Source organism: Rahnella sp. JUb53 (assembly GCF_004346065.1).
GTDB lineage: Bacteria > Pseudomonadota > Gammaproteobacteria > Enterobacterales > Enterobacteriaceae > Rahnella > Rahnella variigena.
This window is the reverse complement of the sequence record NZ_SLYT01000003.1, coordinates 569,539-588,829: the sequence shown is the minus strand read 5'-3', so window position 1 is coordinate 588,829 and position 19,291 is coordinate 569,539. Positions and strand designations below refer to the sequence as shown.

At 52.1% G+C, this 19,291-nt stretch carries 19 protein-coding genes and 3 tRNA genes; 11 read left to right on the top strand and 11 right to left on the bottom strand.

Annotated elements, in window-relative coordinates; genetic code table 11:
• From EC840_RS10510 to EC840_RS10490, 5 genes are all read right to left on the bottom strand, one after another.
• A complete protein-coding gene (locus EC840_RS10510) occupies positions 1 to 1,317 on the bottom strand; it encodes a Fic family protein (RefSeq protein WP_132965195.1) in 1,317 nt (438 codons plus the stop codon).
• Between the two features lie 114 nt (positions 1,318 to 1,431).
• Positions 1,432 to 2,493, bottom strand: a complete 1,062-nt coding sequence (gene modC / locus EC840_RS10505; protein WP_132965193.1) for a molybdenum ABC transporter ATP-binding protein ModC — start codon at positions 2,491 to 2,493, stop codon at positions 1,432 to 1,434.
• A gap of 1 nt (position 2,494) precedes the next feature.
• Positions 2,495 to 3,184 carry a molybdate ABC transporter permease subunit gene (gene modB / locus EC840_RS10500; protein ID WP_112291853.1) on the bottom strand — a complete coding sequence of 230 codons (690 nt, stop codon included), beginning with the start codon at positions 3,182 to 3,184 and terminating at the stop codon, positions 2,495 to 2,497.
• 179 nt (positions 3,185 to 3,363) lie between these two features.
• The gene (modA, locus tag EC840_RS10495) at positions 3,364 to 4,137 is read right to left on the bottom strand and encodes a molybdate ABC transporter substrate-binding protein (protein WP_113877915.1); all 774 of its coding nucleotides are present in this window, start codon (positions 4,135 to 4,137) and stop codon (positions 3,364 to 3,366) included.
• 244 nt (positions 4,138 to 4,381) lie between these two features.
• Positions 4,382 to 4,537 (bottom strand): AcrZ family multidrug efflux pump-associated protein, encoded by a 156-nt coding sequence (locus EC840_RS10490; protein WP_015698087.1) that lies wholly within the window; start codon positions 4,535 to 4,537, stop codon positions 4,382 to 4,384.
• Positions 4,538 to 4,725: 188 nt separating this feature from the next.
• On the opposite strand from EC840_RS10490, the gene modE reads away from it, so the two are divergent.
• The 9 genes from modE to EC840_RS10440 all read left to right on the top strand — a co-directional run bounded on the left by modE (position 4,726) and on the right by EC840_RS10440 (position 13,756).
• On the top strand, positions 4,726 to 5,508 hold the full coding sequence (gene modE, locus EC840_RS10485) for a molybdenum-dependent transcriptional regulator (RefSeq protein ID WP_113877916.1): 783 nt from the start codon (positions 4,726 to 4,728) through the stop codon (positions 5,506 to 5,508).
• Between the two features lie 123 nt (positions 5,509 to 5,631).
• Positions 5,632 to 7,101 (top strand): molybdate ABC transporter ATP-binding protein ModF, encoded by a 1,470-nt coding sequence (modF, locus tag EC840_RS10480; protein ID WP_132965191.1) that lies wholly within the window; start codon positions 5,632 to 5,634, stop codon positions 7,099 to 7,101.
• Positions 7,102 to 7,451: 350 nt separating this feature from the next.
• Positions 7,452 to 8,468: a UDP-glucose 4-epimerase GalE gene (gene galE, locus EC840_RS10470; protein ID WP_132965187.1), complete on the top strand. Its 1,017-nt coding sequence runs from the start codon at positions 7,452 to 7,454 to the stop codon at positions 8,466 to 8,468.
• Positions 8,469 to 8,486: 18 nt separating this feature from the next.
• A complete protein-coding gene (galT, locus tag EC840_RS10465; RefSeq protein WP_132965185.1) occupies positions 8,487 to 9,539 on the top strand; it encodes a galactose-1-phosphate uridylyltransferase in 1,053 nt (350 codons plus the stop codon).
• Positions 9,536 to 10,684, top strand: coding sequence for a galactokinase (gene galK, locus EC840_RS10460; RefSeq protein ID WP_112291865.1), 1,149 nt, complete (start codon positions 9,536 to 9,538; stop codon positions 10,682 to 10,684). Before galT ends, galK begins: the two co-directional genes overlap by 4 nt.
• Entirely contained in the window at positions 10,678 to 11,724 is a 1,047-nt protein-coding gene (galM, locus tag EC840_RS10455; RefSeq protein ID WP_132965183.1) for a galactose-1-epimerase, read from the top strand. Before galK ends, galM begins: the two co-directional genes overlap by 7 nt.
• 180 nt (positions 11,725 to 11,904) lie before the next feature.
• On the top strand, positions 11,905 to 12,240 hold the full coding sequence (locus EC840_RS10450) for a PsiF family protein (RefSeq protein WP_112291867.1): 336 nt from the start codon (positions 11,905 to 11,907) through the stop codon (positions 12,238 to 12,240).
• Positions 12,241 to 12,444: 204 nt separating this feature from the next.
• Positions 12,445 to 13,197: a 2,3-diphosphoglycerate-dependent phosphoglycerate mutase gene (gpmA, locus tag EC840_RS10445; protein WP_112291869.1), complete on the top strand. Its 753-nt coding sequence runs from the start codon at positions 12,445 to 12,447 to the stop codon at positions 13,195 to 13,197.
• A gap of 85 nt (positions 13,198 to 13,282) precedes the next feature.
• Positions 13,283 to 13,756: a GNAT family N-acetyltransferase gene (locus tag EC840_RS10440; RefSeq protein WP_129638389.1), complete on the top strand. Its 474-nt coding sequence runs from the start codon at positions 13,283 to 13,285 to the stop codon at positions 13,754 to 13,756.
• A gap of 64 nt (positions 13,757 to 13,820) precedes the next feature.
• On the opposite strand, the gene aroG is transcribed toward EC840_RS10440, so the two are convergent.
• Positions 13,821 to 14,873, bottom strand: coding sequence for a 3-deoxy-7-phosphoheptulonate synthase AroG (aroG, locus tag EC840_RS10435; RefSeq protein WP_112291875.1), 1,053 nt, complete (start codon positions 14,871 to 14,873; stop codon positions 13,821 to 13,823).
• 201 nt (positions 14,874 to 15,074) lie between these two features.
• Between aroG and EC840_RS10430 the strand changes: the two genes are divergently transcribed.
• Together EC840_RS10430 and zitB are read left to right on the top strand one after the other, a co-directional pair.
• Positions 15,075 to 15,404, top strand: a complete 330-nt coding sequence (locus tag EC840_RS10430; RefSeq protein WP_112291877.1) for a protein YbgS — start codon at positions 15,075 to 15,077, stop codon at positions 15,402 to 15,404.
• A gap of 127 nt (positions 15,405 to 15,531) precedes the next feature.
• The gene (gene zitB / locus EC840_RS10425; RefSeq protein ID WP_132965181.1) at positions 15,532 to 16,485 is read left to right on the top strand and encodes a CDF family zinc transporter ZitB; all 954 of its coding nucleotides are present in this window, start codon (positions 15,532 to 15,534) and stop codon (positions 16,483 to 16,485) included.
• Positions 16,486 to 16,546: 61 nt separating this feature from the next.
• Here the strand turns inward: zitB and pnuC are convergent, their stop codons facing one another.
• The 5 genes from pnuC to EC840_RS10400 form a co-directional block, all read right to left on the bottom strand.
• Positions 16,547 to 17,269: a nicotinamide riboside transporter PnuC gene (gene pnuC / locus EC840_RS10420; protein ID WP_113877930.1), complete on the bottom strand. Its 723-nt coding sequence runs from the start codon at positions 17,267 to 17,269 to the stop codon at positions 16,547 to 16,549.
• Between the two features lie 40 nt (positions 17,270 to 17,309).
• A complete protein-coding gene (gene nadA, locus EC840_RS10415) occupies positions 17,310 to 18,374 on the bottom strand; it encodes a quinolinate synthase NadA (RefSeq protein WP_132965179.1) in 1,065 nt (354 codons plus the stop codon).
• Between the two features lie 368 nt (positions 18,375 to 18,742).
• Positions 18,743 to 18,818 (bottom strand) — tRNA-Lys (locus EC840_RS10410).
• Between the two features lie 62 nt (positions 18,819 to 18,880).
• Positions 18,881 to 18,956, bottom strand: a tRNA-Lys gene (locus tag EC840_RS10405).
• 73 nt (positions 18,957 to 19,029) lie between these two features.
• A tRNA-Lys gene (locus tag EC840_RS10400) sits at positions 19,030 to 19,105 on the bottom strand.
• Positions 19,106 to 19,291 lie beyond the last annotated feature (186 nt).

Here is a 19,291-nt window from a genome sequence, read left to right as displayed (position 1 = left end):
TTACCAACTGCTCCCGCGTGGAGCAGTTTGAGCATTCCATTTATTTAACTGTGGCAATGTTTTAGGGGAAACATAAACCGTTTCTTTTCCATCTTTATGGGATTTCAACAGGCCTAATTTCTCCAGCGCTGAGAGGTCTTTACGTGCCGTATTATCTGAAACAGCCATTCGCTCCCTAACCTCAGCAACCGTGAAAATATTTCCAGGCCGGGCGAAAGCGACATTCAGCAGACTGATCTGACGACTGTTCAGCCCCGCAGCAAGACCTGATTCATAGAGAAAACTGTCAAGTTCTTGTCTTACTTTGATCATATGATGAATATAATCAACATATTCGCCTAATGCCCTGCTCACAATACCGCACTGGTACTCAACGAAATAAGTGAGATCCATATCATCCGTTTCAGAGTAACAATAAGATTTTGCGTAAGCAGTGGACGCTTTTTTTAGTAATTTGCTGACGGATATATGCCGAAATGCACTGTACCCGCAACGCAGCATATACCAGTAAAAGAACGCCCTTGCAGTCCGACCATTACCGTCATAAAACGGATGAAGGTAACCTATCATGAAATGCAAAATGCATGCCTTTACCAGCGGATGTAAGTAATTTTTGCCTTCAAGGCGCTCATGCGGCGTATTCGCCCATGCAAGCAGCAGAATGAGCCTGTGATTTATTTCAGTATGATCCGGCGGGGTATGTATAACGTTATTTTCTGTATCAGCAACGACGACATCATTCGATTGTCGAAATCTTCCCGGGAGATATTTTTCGTCATCGATTCCCTCCACAGCAATAACATGTAATTTTCTCAAAAATTCCATGCTCATTTCTTCAGTGCAATGCGAGTTTACGTATTCCATCATGTGGAAATTCCCCATGATCATTTTTTCGCTCTCGTCACGTGGAGCACGTTTCACTTTGATCATTTCTAATGCAACACGGCTGGTTGTCGCGGCGCCTTCCAATTGACTGGAGGAAATTGATTCCTCCGCACGCATTTCATCAAGCAGATGTTGATATGCCGCTAAAGGTTCAAGCAATTCAGCCTCACCGCCAGAGGTGGTCAGACGGTCAACCATTGAGGACGTTTGGAGAATAAGTGGGGTATTTTTTATGAAAGCATGTTGAGCATCATTAGAACCCGTCAATGATAAAAACTGACCATCAGCCCGTCTGATCATACTCAACAATGACCAGACACATTCCTCATCAGTCCCTGATGGTAAACGGTGCCGGAGCTGATCCCAATGCAGATAATCTCCCTTTGCTGATAAATCTTTTGCTAATGGAAAGTTAATGACGAAACTTTCCATGCGGATTTCTGACACGGGAATTTTCTTGGGAGGACGCTTAATTTTCAACTTACACCTCAAAAAATCGCTAAATTGAGATGAAGGGTGGACTCAACTGATCATTTTTGCAAGGCGTCATCTGTTCACCGACACGCTTTTGATCTGCGCATACAGCCACTGTCCGGCGCGGATCATCAGTTCGTCTCGTGCCCATGGCGTAATGCGGGCCCAGATAATATGGTCGGCCATCGCCAGTTTCACTTCGACCTGATTGCCGATATCCAGACATTCCAGCACCTTGGCGGGCAGAATATTACGGATACTGCTGTTGTTGGCCGTCGGTTGCAACACCAGTGAAACGTCCGTGGAGTTCACACGAATACGCAGCGGTGTGCCGGGTTCTTCCTCTACTTTGCTTATCCACAACCGCTGATCCCCCACCGCCAGCGCCGTCATCTCATAACGCGGATGATGTTCCAGCACACTGACATTCAGCACGCTGCTCTGCTCTGCTTTTGGCAGCCAGGGACGCATGACATTGCTCGCCCAGACGTCTTCCAGCGCGCCCATCGCCAGCACGTTGCCAGCATCCAGAACCAGCACCTTTTCCGCCAGCCGCAAAATCTCATCCAGGCTGTGCGTTACGTATAAAATCGGGATGCTGACTTCCTGCGCCAGACGCTCCAGATATGGCATCAGTTCCCGTTTGCGCGGGATATCCAGTGCCGCCAGCGGTTCGTCCATCAGCAGAATTTCCGGCGCAGTCAGTAAGGCACGGCCAATCGCCACACGCTGCTTTTCGCCCCCGGATAAGGTGAGAGGAAAACGATCCAGCAGGGATTCAATACCCAGCAAACGGACGATGCTGTCAAACTGACCGCGCATCGACGCGGCCATGCCGTATTGCAGATTGCCTTTCACGCGATAATGGGGAAACAGTCGCGCATCTTGGAAAACATAGCCCACGCGACGTTTTTCCGGCGGCAGGAAAATGTTGTTTTGCGCATCTGACAAGATACGGCCGTTTAAGGTGATGCGACCTTCATCAGGTTTCGTCAGTCCGCCGATGGCGTTGATCAGCGACGTTTTTCCTGCGCCCGACAGGCCAAAAATGGCCGTGATACCTTGCGCGGGTAAAGTTTGCGTAACCTGTAAATCTAAATCGCCCAGCTTTTGACTGAAATCGAGTTCGAGCATTTCAGCCTCCCAGCCGGATACGGCTGCGTTTTGCCAGCCAGTCAGAAATCAGTAACGCTGCCAGAGACAACAGAATGGCCAGCACGCAAAGGCGCGCGGCGGCACTTTCTGCCCCCGGTGTTTCAATGAGGGTATACATCGCCAGCGGAATGGTGCGGGTCTCGCCGGGAATGTTCGACACGAAGGTAATGGTTGCGCCAAATTCACCCAGTGAACGGGCGAAGGCCAGCACCACGCCGACGATGACGCCGGGCACAGAAAGCGGCAATGTAATCGTGAAAAAGACCCGCCACGGTGAAGCCCCGAGCGTGCGGGCGGCGAGTTCCAGTTTAGGGTCAACGGCTTCGAGTGACTGACGTATCGCTCGAACCATCAGCGGGAATGCCACCACGGCAGATGCCAGCACAGCACCGTGCCAGCTGAAGCTGAAGCTGAAACCAAACCATTCATATAAACGCTCGCCGATAAAACCGCGACGCCCCATTACCACCAGCAACAAATAGCCGATGACCACCGGCGGTAACACCAGCGGCAGATGAATAATGCTGTCGAGCAGGGATTTGCCGGGAAAGCGGCAGCGGACCAGGATCCACGCCATCAGAATTCCAAGCGGCAGACTGCAAACTACGGCCAGACTCGATACTTTCAGACTGAGAAGTACCGCCTGCCACTCATATTCACTCAACATCATGTCGGTTTGTTAATCCTGAAGTAAATGTGCCGCTAAAGATAAAATATCGGCAAAAATTTAAAAGCCTTTAATCGCGGAAGCCTGTGTCCGCAAAGTATAAACCTTGATGCAGTGGCGTTGAGACAAAAAAGCCATCCCCGAGGCGATGGCTTACGTATTTTGTTCACGGGCAGATGACGTTAACCGCGCGGGGTGAAACCGTATTTTTTGAAGATTTCAGCCGCAGCAGGCGTTTTCAGATAATCATAGAAACCTTTCACGGTGGCGTTGTCATGGTCTTTCACAATCGCCATCGGGTATTCAACCGGTTTATGGCTGGATGCCGGGAAGATGCCCACTACTTTCACTTTTTTGCTGGCGACGGCGTCAGAACCGTAAACAATCCCGACCGGCGCTTCTTCACGCTCAACCAGCGCCATTGCGGCACGAACGTCGCTGGCACGCGCCAGTTTAGGCTCCAGCGTGGTCCAGGCACCCAGTTTTTGCAGCGCTTCTTTGGCATAGATACCGGCCGGAACGTGGTCCGGATCCCCGACCGCCAGACGGCTGTCGCCAATCAGTTTGGTCCACTCGGTTTTATCAGAGATGTCGACTTTATCAATTTTGCTGTTGGCCGCAGAAATCAGCACCAGTTCATTGCCCAGCAAGGTGTAACGGGTGTTATCGACCATTTGTTGTTTGCCGATCGCGTAATCCATCCACTGCTGATCGGCAGAAATGAACATATCCGCAGGCGCGCCCTGCTCAATCTGACGAGCCAGCGTAGAAGACGACGCGAAAGAAGAGACCACCTGCACACCTTTTTCTTTCTGATATTGGGTGGCGATATCTTGTAATGCGTTGGTCAGGGACGCCGCGGCGAAAACAGTGATTTTTTCGGCGGCCTGCGCGTGCATGCTGACGCCTGCCACCAGCACGGTCGCGGTAAGTAATCTGCCCCAGGTGTGTTTCATCGGATTTCCTCTGCTGTTATAGATATGGATACGTTATGTAGAGATGAATATAACGAGAAAAAACACGATGTCATCCGGTTTTTCCGCACTCTGCTGAAGAAGCGGTAGTTTTTTGATCTCAGGCGGAAAATCGAGTCTGTTTCCAAAATGAGCCTGTTTTCAAAATGAGTCTGTTCCCAAAAATAGAAAGCCCGGCACAATGGCCGGGCTTCTGGAAAATGCGTTCTCAGAAAACACTCATCTTTCAGTAATGAGGTTTCTCGCGGGACTCTTTAGAGTGACCCACGTGGGAGATGAGGTTAAATACTTCGCCCAGTCCCCAGATCAGGCCCAGGATCACAGCGATGAAGACTGGCACCATGATGGCAGCGAAAATCAAACTTTCTAATAGTTCTAACATGATAGCCTCACTTAGCTGGCTGAACCGCCCGCAGACGGTGTAGGACTTCTTGCATGAAGTCAAAAACGTAAATCAAACTGTGGCAGATAATAACAGCACGGGACTGTAAATACTTTAGCATTTAGCCAACTTGCCTGCCTGCGGGTTTAGCGGCGACAATAAAGCATGATTCATTTAAGGAAGCTGCAATGCAAGCCGAAATTCTCTTAACTCTCAAGCTCCAGCAACGCTTGTTCGCCGATCCACGTCGTATCGAATTACTGCGACAGGTGCGTCACACCGGTTCAATCAGCCAGGGCGCGAAGCTCGCGGGGATCAGTTATAAAAGCGCCTGGGATGCCATCAACGAGATGAATCAGCTTGCGGATGAGTCGCTGGTTGACCGCAGTACCGGCGGCAAAGGCGGTGGTGGCGCCGTACTGACGCCTTACGGCGAGCGCCTGATCCAACTTTATGAGCTGCTGGCGCAAATCCAGCAAAAAGCCTTTGACGTGCTTAAAGAAGATTCCCTGCCGCTGGACAGCCTGCTGGCCGCAATTTCCCGTTTTTCACTGCAAACCAGCGCACGTAATCAGTTCTTCGGCACCGTCGTGGAGCGCACCCATCAGACCGTCCAGCAGCATATTGATATCCTGCTGGCGGACGGAAAAACGCAAATTCGCGCCGCCATTACCGAGCAAAGTGCCGACCGTCTGGCGCTGACACCGGGTAAAGAAGTGCTGGTGCTGATTAAAGCCCCGTGGATAACCCTCGGATTTAACGCTGAAAACAGCCACAACGCGCTGCGGGGCGAAGTTATCAGTATTCAGCGCGGCGAGAAAAACAGCGAAGTGCTGGTGAAATTACCCAGCAGCGAGACATTGTGCGCCACGGTGCCAAATACTGAGATGGATAAACTGGCGCTGAAAACCGGTCAGACGGTATTTGCTCAGTTTGACGATGACAAAGTCATCATCGCCACCCTTTGCTAAAAACGGGTATTTAATCAGTATCTTGCAAAATCAGCGTTTTCATTTTGCAGAATTGTCAATTGACTTGCGAAGGTGCAGCGCTTATCCCTTATTTTATAATCATTTCAAAATGAGAGATAAAAAATGTCGTCGTTGCATATTTCGCAAGGCGTTTTCCGCCTCAGTGACACCCGAACCCTCACACTTTCCGATCTGACTATCCGCCAGGCCGACAGCTGGGCATTTGTCGGCTCGAACGGCAGCGGTAAATCCGCTCTCGCCCGTGCGCTGGCGGGCGATTTAACCCTGCTGAAAGGCACCCGCGAAAACAGTTTTGCACACATCGTCCGACTCTCTTTTGAACAGTTACAGAAACTGGTCGCGGATGAGTGGCAGCGTAACAACACCGATTTACTCAGTGAAGGTGAAGACGATACAGGTCGCACAACCGCTGAAATCATTCAGGATGACGTGCGCGATCCGGCCCGTTGCGCCGCGCTTGCCGCGCAGTTTGGTATTGAGAAATTGCTCGACCGTCGCTTTAAATATTTATCGACCGGTGAAACCCGCAAAACGTTGCTGTGTCAGGTGCTGATGCAACAACCCGATTTGCTGGTGCTGGATGAGCCCTTTGACGGCCTTGACGTTAATGCCCGCGCCCAGCTGGCAGAACTGCTTGAGAAACTTTCCGCCGAAGGCCAGACAATGGTGCTGGTACTTAACCGCTTCGACGATATTCCTGCGTTTGTGAAAAATGTCGGCGTGCTGGCTGACTGTACGCTGGCGTCGGTGGGCCTGCGTGAACAGGTGATGGCCGACGCGCTGGTCGCGCAACTGGCCCACAGCGAAAGCCTGAATGGCATGGCCGTGCCGGAAGCTGAAGATCCAACCGCCCGCATCAGCCCGCCTGCTGACAGTCCGCTGATCGTGCTGCGTGACGGCGTGGTGCAGTACAACGACAAACCGATTTTGCATAACCTCAGCTGGCAGGTCGATCACGGTCAGCACTGGCAGATCACCGGCCAGAACGGCGCCGGAAAATCCACGCTGCTGAGTCTGATTACCGGCGACCACGCGCAAGGCTACAGTAACGATCTGACGCTGTTTGGCCGTCGGCGTGGCAGCGGTGAAACCATCTGGGACATCAAGCGCCACATCGGTTACGTCAGCAGCAGCCTGCATCTGGATTACCGCGTCAGCACCAGCGTGCGCAATGTGATTACTTCCGGCTTCTTCGACTCTATCGGTATTTATCAGGCAGTCTCTGACCGCCAGCGGCTCCTGACGTCGCAATGGCTGGAACTGCTAGGTATGGGGGGCAATGCCGGTGAGACGCCATTCCACAGTTTATCCTGGGGACAACAGCGGCTGGCGCTGATCGCCCGCGCACTGGTTAAACATCCTGCCCTGTTAATTCTTGATGAACCGTTGCAGGGTCTGGATCCGATCAACCGTCAGCTGGTGCGCCGGTTTGTCGATATTTTGATTGGCGAAGGGGAAACACAGCTGCTATTTGTTTCGCATCACGCCGAAGACGCCCCGCAATGCATTACGCATCGCCTGAGTTTTATCCCTGACGGCGATATTTATCGTTATCAGATTGACGCATTGTAACTTTCTTCCCTTTTCCGGGGGCCATCAGCGCGGTCACTACGCCCGCCAGCGCCAGTGCCCCACTGGCTGCTGGATAAAATGAGCACCATTCCCCGGATGTTGTCCGAAAAATCACAATAAAAGCTGATTCATATAACGCAAACAAATCAGTGTAAGCGATTACACTTACCATCAATTCTGACTTAATGCCGGATGTCGCGGGCTTTCTGTACGGCGCACTGTACCTGTTTGCTCATCCTGAAAGGTGCTAAACTGTTTGTGTAAGCGATTCCATTTTATTGGGGATGGATCACCTTTTTCAGCCTTGCAGCGTGATATCGTTGCAGCAAGATAATCATCGGGGAGCTCTTATGTACGTCTTAGTCACAGGTGGTAGCGGTTACATTGGCAGTCACACATGCGTGCAACTGATTGACGCAGGTTATACGCCAATCATTCTGGATAACCTTCACAACAGTAAAGTCAGCGTGCTTGAACGCATTAATACGCTGACTGGCAAAACGCCGCTGTTCTATGAAGGGGATATCCGCGACCGTGCACTCCTCGATAAAATTTTCAGTGAACATCATATTCATTCCGTCATTCATTTCGCGGGCTGGAAAGCCGTGGGCGAATCCGTGGCAAAACCGCTGGCGTATTACGACAACAACGTCACCGGAACGCTGGTGTTGCTCGAAGCGATGCGCGCTGCGGGCGTCAATAACATGATTTTCAGCTCTTCGGCAACCGTGTACGGCGACCAGCCAAAAACGCCTTATGTCGAAGACTTCCCGACCGGCAATCCCTCCAGCCCGTATGGCCGCAGCAAACTGATGGTCGAGCAAATTCTGGAAGACGTGCAACGTGCGGAACCGGAATGGAGCATGACGCTGCTGCGTTATTTCAATCCGGTCGGCGCGCATCCGTCTGGCCTGATGGGCGAAGATCCGCAAGGCGTACCGAATAACCTGATGCCATTTATCGCGCAGGTCGCAGTAGGTCGTCGCGAATCGGTGGCCATTTTCGGCAACGACTATCCGACCCCGGACGGTACCGGCGTGCGTGACTATATTCACGTGGTGGATCTGGCTGACGGCCATATCGCGGCGATGAAAACCCTGCACAACAAAGCGGGCGTACATATTTACAACCTGGGCGCGGGCTTTGGTCACAGCGTGCTGGACGTGGTTAATGCCTTCAGCAAAGCCTGCGGCAAGCCGGTGAATTACAAATTTGCACCACGTCGCGATGGCGACTTACCGGCGTACTGGGCGGATCCGACGAAAGCCGAGAAAGAGCTGCACTGGAAAGTCACCCGCACGCTGGAAGACATGGCCAACGACACCTGGCTGTGGCAGTCGAAAAACCCGCAGGGCTACCCGGATTAAGGAGCACTAAGGAAAGTTATGACAACGTTTAACCCGATTGACCATCCGCATCGCCGCTACAATCCGCTGACCGATCAGTGGGTTTTAGTCAGCCCGCACCGCGCCAAGCGCCCGTGGCAGGGCCAGCAGGAAGCAGTTTCGCAGGAAGTGCTGCCAGCACACGATCCGGACTGTTTCCTGTGTCCGGGAAATACCCGTGTGACCGGTGATGTGAATCCGAAATACACCGGCACTTACGTGTTCACCAACGATTATGCCGCGCTGATGCCGGACACGCCGTTTGCGCCGGAAAGCGACGATCCGCTGATGCGCGTTCAGAGCGCACGCGGCACCAGCCGTGTGATTTGCTTCTCGCCGGATCACAGCAAAACTTTGCCCCAGTTGTCAGTTGAAGCACTGACGGAAATCGTCAGAACCTGGCAGGAACAGAGCGCAGATTTGGCAAAAACTTATCCGTGGGTGCAGGTTTTTGAGAATAAAGGCGCCGCAATGGGCTGTTCGAATCCGCATCCGCACGGCCAGATTTGGGCCAACAGCTTCCTGCCTAACGAAGCCGAGCGTGAAGACCGCCTGCAACGTGCCTATCTGGAAAAACAGGGCTCGCCGATGCTGGTGGATTACGTGCAGCGCGAGCTGGCAGACGGCAGCCGTACGGTGGTCGAAACCGAACACTGGCTGGCGGTAGTACCTTACTGGGCGGCGTGGCCGTTCGAAACGATATTACTGCCGAAAGTGCATGTGAAGCGCATCACTGAGCTTTCTGATGGGCAGCGCAGTGATCTGGCGCTGGCGCTGAAAAAGCTGACCAGCCGCTACGACAATCTGTTCCAGTGCTCTTTCCCGTATTCAATGGGCTGGCACGGCGCGCCGTTTACCGAAGGCGACAACGAACACTGGCAGTTGCATGCGCATTTCTATCCACCGTTGCTGCGTTCAGCGACAGTGCGCAAATTCATGGTCGGCTACGAAATGCTGGCTGAAACCCAACGCGACCTGACAGCGGAACAAGCCGCAGAACGTCTGCGGGCGGTGAGTGATGTTCATTATCGTGAGGCCGGAGAAAAACAATGAAACTGAAAACCAAGACCCTGGAAATCTTTGCCGATAAATTTGGCTACCCTGCGACCATCACTATCAAGGCACCGGGCCGCGTAAACCTGATTGGCGAACATACCGACTATAACGACGGCTTCGTATTGCCGTGCGCGATCGACTACGAAACGGTGATCGCCTGTGCGCAGCGCAACGACCGCACCATCCGTGTGATCGCCGCCGATTACGACAATGACGAAGACAGCTTTTCTCTCGACGAACCGATTCTGCACACCGACGCGCACCCGTGGGCCAACTATGTGCGTGGCGTTGTGAAACATCTGATGCTGCGTAACAAAGATTTCTCCGGCGCTGACATGGTGATCAGCGGCAATGTGCCGCAGGGCGCGGGCCTGAGTTCATCGGCATCTCTGGAAGTGGCCGTCGGTCAGGCGCTGAAATCCTTATACGATTTGCCGCTGGATGGCGTGGCGCTGGCACTGAACGGTCAGGAAGCGGAGAACCAGTTTGTCGGCTGTAACTGCGGCATTATGGATCAGCTGATTTCCGCACTCGGCAAGGAAAATCATTCCCTGCTGATCGACTGCCGTTCACTGGAAACCCGTGCGGTGTCTATGCCGACAAACGCGGCGGTGGTGATCATCAACTCCAACGTGAAACGCGGTCTGGTCGACAGCGAATATAATGCCCGTCGCGAACAGTGCGAAGTCGCCGCCCGGTTCTTCGGTGTAAAAGCGCTGCGTGACGTGGATCCTGCCCTGTTCTTCTCCATTCAGGATGAACTGGATCCGGTGGTTGCCCGCCGTGCGCGTCACGTGATCACTGAGAACGACCGCACACTGGCGGCAGCGGATGCACTGGCCAGCGGCGACCTGAAACGTATGGGCGAGCTGATGGCGGAATCTCACGCTTCCATGCGCGATGATTTTGAAATCACCGTTCCGCAGATCGACAAGCTGGTAGAAATCGTCAAAGAAGTGATTGGCGATAAAGGCGGCGTGCGTATGACCGGTGGCGGTTTCGGCGGCTGTATCGTAGCGCTGGTTCCGGAAGACATGGTGGAAAAAGTCCGTCATGCCGTTGAACAGCAATATCACGCCCACAGCGGCCTGAAAGAAACCTTCTACGTTTGCACCGCATCACAGGGAGCAGGCATATGTTAAAACCTGAAAACACACAGCTGGCGCCCGACGGCCAGCCGTTTGAACAGGTAACGCTACAGAATGCGGCGGGTGCCACCGCCACGTTTATGGACTGGGGCGCGACCTGGTTATCTTTCACGCTGCCGCTGGCCGACGGCACCTCTCGTGAGCTGTTGCTCGGCTGCGAGTCGCCGCCGGAGTACATGAATCAGAGCGCGTATCTGGGTGCCACCGTGGGGCGTTACGCCAACCGTATCGCACGTTCGCAGTTTGAAGTTGACGGCAAACCGCATCTGGTCGTCGCCAATCAGGGCGTTCATCAGCTGCACGGCGGGCCGGAAGGCTTCCATGCGCGTCGCTGGAAGATCCTCGGGAAAACCGCGCAAAAACTGACGTTCGAATTGTTCTCAGCCGATGGCGATCAGGGTTACCCGGGCAATATGACCGCCAAAGTGCATTATCAGCTGACTGACGATAACCGTCTGGAAATTCGTTATGAAGCGACTGTCGATAAGCTGTGCCCGGTCAATCTGACCAATCACGCCTATTTCAATCTCGACGGCGAAGGCACTGACGCGCGCCAGCATAAGCTGCAACTGTTTGCTGACCGCTTCCTGCCAGTGGACAGCGACGGCATTCCTTGCGCCGATCCGACGCCAGTTGAACATACCGGCATGGATTTCAACGCCGCAAAAACGCTGGCGAAAGATTTCCTCAAGGATCGCGATCAGCAACGGGTGAAAGGTTATGACCACGCGTATCTGCTCAACCGCTCATGCAATGCCGCTACAAATCCGGCAGCACATTTGTGGTCTGCGGATGGCAAAGTGAAAATGACCATGTTTACCTCGGCGCCAGCGGTTCAGCTTTATAGCGGCAATTTCCTCGGCGGAACACCGAATCGCAGCGGCGGCGAATATGCCAGCTATAGCGGTGTGGCGCTGGAAAGTGAATTCCTGCCAGACAGCCCGAACCACGCAACCTGGCCACAGCCAAGCTGCTGGATCAAACCGGGACAGGCATATAAATCTGCCACCACGTATCAGTTCTTCGCGCTATAACGTCCATCATCTTTAACGTCTGTCAGACAGGGTCGCCCGGCCCTGTCTTCATTTATTCCGACTTCTGCAAATTTGTGACTCACGGCGCATCTGTATCAGCACATTTTCAGCTAAAGGCATTTCCCGCATCTACTCTTAGAGAGTGTCCTGCATAAAAGGACGTTTAATAAGGAGTTCGATATGCGTTTACCTGTTGTGTTATCCCTGCTGGCAACGCTTTGCGCGGCTGGCTCCGCTCTGGCGGCTGACCCTGTGAAAGTGCCTTCTCCTGCTCAGACTGAGCAACGCCAAAAGATGACCGACTGTAATCAGCAGGCCACGACCCAGTCCCTGAAAGGTGATGACCGTAAAAAATTCATGAGTCAGTGCCTCAAGGCGGAAACCAAACCGGCGACGGCAGGCATGACGCCTCAGCAGGAAAAAATGAAAACCTGTAACGCTGACGCAGCGAAAAAAGAGCTTAAAGGCGATGCACGTAAAACCTTCATGAGTACCTGCCTGAAAAAAGCCAGCTAACTGCTGTCCTTTTGCAAAAAACGCGCTGTCCGGGAAACCGTTCGCGCGTTTTGTTTTACATCGCCGCAGCAAATTCGTTATGTTTAATACAAACGGTGTCCCGCAAAGGCTTCCTGAGGAAGTTTCAGATTGCTGTCCGGGAGGCCAAGCCCCTATAATGATAACCGTTATCATTGAAAATTCAGTTAACTGAGGAGTTTAGCTATGGCTGTAACCAAGCTGGTGCTGGTAAGACACGGTGAAAGTGAGTGGAACAAAGAAAACCGTTTTACCGGTTGGCATGATGTTGAACTGTCCGATAAGGGTCGCACTGAAGCAAAAGCTGCTGGTCAGTTGCTCAAAGACGAAGGCTTCCAATTCGACTTCGCTTATACCTCTGTGCTGAAACGTGCCATCCATACTCTGTGGAGCGTTTTGGACGAACTGAACCAGCCATGGCTGCCGGTTGAGAAATCCTGGAAACTGAACGAACGTCATTACGGCGCGTTGCAGGGTCTGGATAAAGCAGAAACCGCTCAGAAATACGGTGACGAGCAAGTTAAACAATGGCGTCGTGGCTTCGCGGTAACTCCGCCAGAACTGGATCGCGCTGATGAGCGTTTCCCTGGCCATGACCCGCGCTATGCAAAACTGACTGCGGCTGAACTGCCAACGACTGAAAGCCTGGCACTGACCATCGAACGTGTTATCCCTTACTGGACTGACGTGATCAAACCACGTATCGCCAGCGGCGAGCGCGTGATCATCGCTGCGCACGGTAACTCCCTGCGTGCACTGGTCAAATATCTCGATGACCTGAGCGAAGACGAAATTCTGGAACTGAACATCCCTACCGGTGTTCCATTAGTTTACGAATTCGACGAAAACTACAAACCAATCAAACGTTACTATCTGGGTAATGCCGACGAAATCGCAGCGAAAGCAGCGGCCGTGGCAAACCAGGGTAAAGCGAAGTAATTTCGCGTTTTCTGTGTTAAGCAGAGCGATTGGAACAGGCACGCGCAAGCGTGCCTTTTTTGTATCTGAACCTGAGGAGAAACCGATGCCCGTCAGACTCGCCTGCCCCGATGAAGCAGAAATACTCTGGGAAATCAGAAATCAGGCTATCCGCCACGGATGTAAAAATACCTATGGCACCGACATTGTGATGGCCTGGACGCCGGATCAGATGCCGCCCGGTTACCGTAAAGCCATTGCTGAGAATCCTTTTTATGTGGCCGAAGCGCACGGTCTGGGTACACCTGCGGCAACGGGTTATCTCGACCTGAAAAATGGCAGCGTTGAGGCGATATTCACCTTGCCGGAATTCGAAGGAAAAGGACTCGCCACGCAAATTCTCAATACACTAAAAGCTGAAGCAAAATCGCGGGGGTTTAAAGAGATCATCCTGTCATCTACGCCCAATGCTTTTGAGTTTTATAAGAGGAACGGATTTAGCCTGGTAAAAGAGGGTCTGTACCGGTCAGAAATGGCGAATGCCGATTTGCGTTGCATGGAGATGCGCTGTGCACTTTGACGTATTCAGCTAATAAAAAGCCCCGCAAAAGCGGGGCTCAGAAAGATATGCTGGCGTTAAAGAATTATCCGCGACGCGCTTTAACGGCGTTCGCGAGATTACGCAGCAGCACTTCTGTGTCTTCCCAGCCGATGCAGGCATCAGTCACGCTCTGGCCGTAAACCAGCGGCTCGCCGCTATCGAGGCTCTGGTTCCCTTCCACCAGATGGCTCTCAACCATCACGCCCATAACTGCCTGTTCACCGCCAGCAATCTGCCCGCAAACGTCTTCGCAAACTTCCATCTGCTTTTTGAATTGCTTACTGCTGTTCGCATGGCTGAAGTCGATCATGATACGTGCTGGCAGACCGCCTTTTTTCAGGCCGTCTTTCACTTCGAGCACGTCCTGAGCGCTGTAGTTTGGCTTTTTGCCGCCGCGCAGAATGATATGGCAGTCGTTGTTACCGCTGGTATTCACGATGGCGGAGTGACCCCATTTGGTGACAGACAGGAAGCAATGCGGCGCGCCTGCGGCGTTAATGGCGTCGATAGCCACTTTGATGGTGCCGTCGGTACCATTTTTGAAACCGACCGGGCAGGATAAACCGGAGGAAAGCTCGCGGTGAACCTGAGATTCTGTGGTACGCGCACCGATTGCGCCCCAGCTCATTAAATCCGCCAGATATTGTGGTGTGATCATGTCCAGGAACTCGCCTGCGGCAGGCAAACCGGTGTCATTAATATCAAGTAACAATTTGCGGGCAATGCGCAAACCATCGTTAATCTGGTAGCTGTTGTTCATGTGCGGATCATTGATCAGCCCTTTCCAGCCCACCGTAGTACGCGGTTTTTCGAAATAAACGCGCATTACCACTTCCAGCTCACCCTGCAATTCTTCACGCATTTTCAGCAGGCGTGCCGCATATTCTTTGGCAGCTTTAGGATCATTGATTGAGCAAGGCCCGATAACAACCAGCAGACGATCATCGTTTCCTTTCAGGATCTTATGAATAGCATTACGAGCCTGAGAAACTGTTTTTGCCGCTTTGTCAGTGGCGGGAAATTTTTCGAGCAGGGCAACCGGAGGTAAAAGTTCTTTGATTTCTTTGATGCGTAAATCGTCGTTTTGATAATTCATAACAGTTCCATTCGGGTGTTCATAAGAGACAAAGCGAAACGCTGACCGCGTTCAATCTAGCCGTAATGGGGAGCAGTGTAAACCTGCTTTTACACTTACGATTAGTCTCATTTTGATTTAGGACATAATTTATTTAGCTAGGCTTTAAGCAGACACATGAAACACGACCACGGACCTTTCTGAAACAATGGAGATGACATTATGAAAAAGCTCGCAATCATGTTACTGACTGCCACTATGGCTCTGACAACGGGCGCGGCCTTTGCCGCCGGTGAAACCTCGGCTGGTGATAACAACGGTCAGGCCAATCAGTCCGGTTCACCTGGCTCAATTCAGAATATGGCACCTAAAAGTGTTGATAATGACCAGATTAACAACACGAACAAGCCAGCAGATGAAGTGAATACCAAAACGGATACCACCAAGCAGCATATGAGCAAGGACAAACAGCATAAGAAAGCGATGTGCAAAGATGGTCGTTGTCCTGACCAGGCACCTGGAACCACGCAATCAAAAGAAACTGGTAAATAAATACGCCGGTAGTCTCTCGCTCAGGAGGAACTTCGGTTCCTCCTTATTCCGATACTTCCCCTTCTTGCAACGTCATCTGATTACGCTATTGTGATCGTCTCTGTTCATCATCTTTGTGAATATAACTATGTCTTCTTCCCTGTTACCGCAGGATAAAAATAGCCGTCGCCTGTTACTGGCTTTCCTTGTAACCGTTGTTTTTATGGTTGCGGAAGTTATCGGCGGGCTGATTTCTGGCTCTCTGGCGTTGCTGGCAGATGCCGGTCACATGCTGACAGATGCTGCCGCGTTGCTCGTGGCGCTGATGGCCGTGCGTTTTGCAAAACGTAAGCCCAATTCCCGTCATACCTTTGGTTATCTGCGCCTGACGACAATGGCGGCTTTCGTTAACGCCGCCGCGCTGTTAGTGATTGTGGTGCTGATCGTCTGGGAAGCCATTGCCCGCTTCTTCAATCCACAGCCGGTGATGGGTACCACGATGCTGGTCATCGCTATCGCCGGGCTGTTTGCCAATATTCTGGCATTCTGGTTACTGCATCAGGGTCAGGAAAAAGCCAACATCAACGTGCGCGCTGCGGCTCTGCATGTGCTGGGTGATTTACTGGGATCGATTGGTGCGGTCGCCGCAGCACTGATCATCATGTATACCGGCTGGACGCCCATCGACCCGATTCTGTCGGTGCTTGTGTCGTGTCTGGTGCTGAACAACGCCTGGCGGCTACTGCGCGAAAGTTTTCATGAGTTGCTGGAAGGTACGCCTGAGGAAATTGATATCGATAAACTGCGCCGTGATTTGTCGCTCAGCATCCCTGAAGTTCGCAATGTCCATCACGTTCACGTCTGGCAGATTGGTGAACAGCGGCTGATGACGCTGCATGTGCAGGTGGTGCCACCGCACGATCACGATGCGCTGTTAGACCGCATTCAGCATCATTTGCTGGAGAAATGCCGTATCGGCCATGCGACGATTCAGATGGAATACGGTCGTTGTGAAACGCTGGATTGCGAGATTAATGAAATCCCGGCTGCCAGCGCAGGGCACGATCATCATGGTCACTCCCACGCACACCATCATCACTGATGTTCACCAATAGCAGAAAGCAAAACGCCTCCAGTATGGAGGCGTTTTTGTTTAAGCAGATTCAGACGGTTTGCAGTGGCTGCGAGCCATTTTGCTTCGCACTCTTGATCCACAGCCACGAACCATTGAGTGCAATCAGCGTCAGCAACACGTATTCGAGCGCCATCGCATAGACGCCCTGATAGGCAAAAATCGCCACACTTATCACGTCGATCACCACCCACAGCAACCAATTCTCGACATATTTACGCGTCATCAGCAGCATCGCCACAATCGACAGCACCATCATTGATGAATCCCAGAACGGGAAAGCATCCGGCTGCAATTCTGGCATCTGCACATTCATCCCCAGCGCCTGCATCAGATTGACCGCCACCAGAGTGAGCGCAGCAAATACGCGGTCAATGTTAAACGTCATCAGCAAAATGCCTGCGACGCACACCACGCCCCATATCAGCGCTTTCCCACGTGGCAACCAGCGGATCTGCAATTCGGCTTCCTGATCCGCTGTCTGACGGCTCCAGGCGTACCAGCCATAAATATTGGCGGCAAAGAAGAAGATTTGCAGCAGCAAACTGGCGTAGAGCTGGATCTGGAAGAAGATGATCGCAAACAAGGTGACGTTGATCAGACCGAACGCGTAATTGATCAATTTTTCTTTGCTGGCGTACCAGATACAAAGCAAACCAAAAATAGTGCCAACCGCTTCAATCCAAGACAGATCATATCCGCCTTTGCCGAGAGGAATATGAACCAGAATATTGCTGGTACTGAAAAAATCCATCATCACGTCCTTCCTTTTTCGTCAGTCACATCGCGTTTGCTTACAGGGCTTTGGCCTGTGTGCGTAATTTGAGTTGCGCGGCAAAATCCAGCATACGGTTCAGCGGAATCAATGACTTCACACGCAGCGCCTCATCCACTTCTATCGCATGTTCTGCTCCGCCGTGCTCCAGACCTTCAGCAATGGCTTTCAGGCCGTTCATCGCCATCCACGGGCAATGCGCACAGGTGCGGCAACTTGCGCCCTCACCTGCCGTTGGCGCTTCGAATAATTCTTTATCCGGGCACGCTTGCTGCATTTTGTAGAAAATCCCGCGGTCAGTAGCGACGATCAGCTGCTTCTGAGGCAAGGTTTTTGCAGCCTGAATGAGCTGACTGGTAGAACCGACCGCATCTGCCATATCCACAATCGCCTGCGGAGACTCAGGATGCACCAGAACAGCGGCGTTTGGATACAAGCCTTTCATTCGGGTCAGGGCCTGGGTTTTAAACTCGTCATGGACGATACAGGCGCCCTGCCAGCACAGCACATCAGCGCCCGTCTGCTTGCGAACATAATTGCCGAGGTGACGATCCGGTGCCCAGATTATTTTTTCGCCCAGACTATCAAGATGTTCAATCAGTTCTACCGCAATGCTCGACGTAACTACCCAGTCGGCACGGGCTTTCACCGCCGCAGAGGTATTAGCGTAGACCACAACGGTGCGATCGGGGTGCTGGTCGCAGAAATCTGAGAAAGCCTGTTCCGGGCAACCCAGATCCAGCGAGCATTCCGCATTGAGCGTCGGCATGAGCACTGTTTTTTCAGGGCTGAGAATTTTGGCCGTTTCACCCATGAAGCGTACGCCGGCCACCAGCAACGTGGAAGCCGGATGCTGACTGCCAAAGCGCGCCATTTCCAGAGAGTCTGCGACAATGCCCCCGGTTTCTTCTGCAAGCGCCTGAATTTCAGGATCAGTGTAGTAATGCGCCACCATCACGGCATCACGTTCCCTGAGCAATTTTCTGATCTTCTCTTTGTATAAAGTCTTTTCATCTGCACTCAGAACTGCGGGTTTAGGAGGAAAAGGATAAACCGTCGCATTCAGGTCCAATGTTTCGCTCATACTCGTCATCTCATTCAGTCAGGCAGCACGCCTGAAACGCCAGAAGCCGCAACAGATCCCATCCGGAAACCCGTTGGTTTTGTATGCTAAACAAAATACCGCAAAACACAGGGAAAGTCGTCCATATATTAGCCATAAAGCTAAAAATGTTTACTGCACTTAAAAGAGACGAGGATTGACAAAATTGCCGGAGAAATGGATATCGCGATGGAAGGAAGTTTCAGGCGTCAGATGCGAAAAAAGCGCCAAAAGGCGCTTTTCTCTGAATTCTGCAATTTAGATGGCTTCATAATAATGTGCGGAGCGTGCTGGAATGACTCGGTTTCACCTCATCCTGCACTGCTTCACTACATTTTCCACTTTAAAAGTGGTGGGCCGTGCTGGATTCGAACCAGCGACCAATTGATTAAAAGTCAACTGCTCTACCAACTGAGCTAACGGCCCATCTAAATGCTTTTACTATTTTACTGTTGGCTTTCAGAACTTCAGAAGGATCCACCTAAAAGTGGTGGGCCGTGCTGGATTCGAACCAGCGACCAATTGATTAAAAGTCAACTGCTCTACCAACTGAGCTAACGGCCCTTCCTGAATACTTCTGTCTGCCTGCGTGTCTTGCAGTTGGTGTGCAAGCCACATGCAATAAATGATTTAGATTTGGTGGGCCGTGCTGGATTCGAACCAGCGACCAATTGATTAAAAGTCAACTGCTCTACCAACTGAGCTAACGGCCCTTCTAAACCTACTGCATATTGCCTAAATCTCTGACAGCGTTAGCCGTTTGGAGTTGTCTGGGCAACGGCGGCATATATTACTTATTTAACTTTTCAGTGCAACTTTAATTTTCAGAAAGAGTGCTAACTGATGGCGTTTCACACACTCAAGCCCAGAAAATGCACGATATGTACATTTTCCAGACC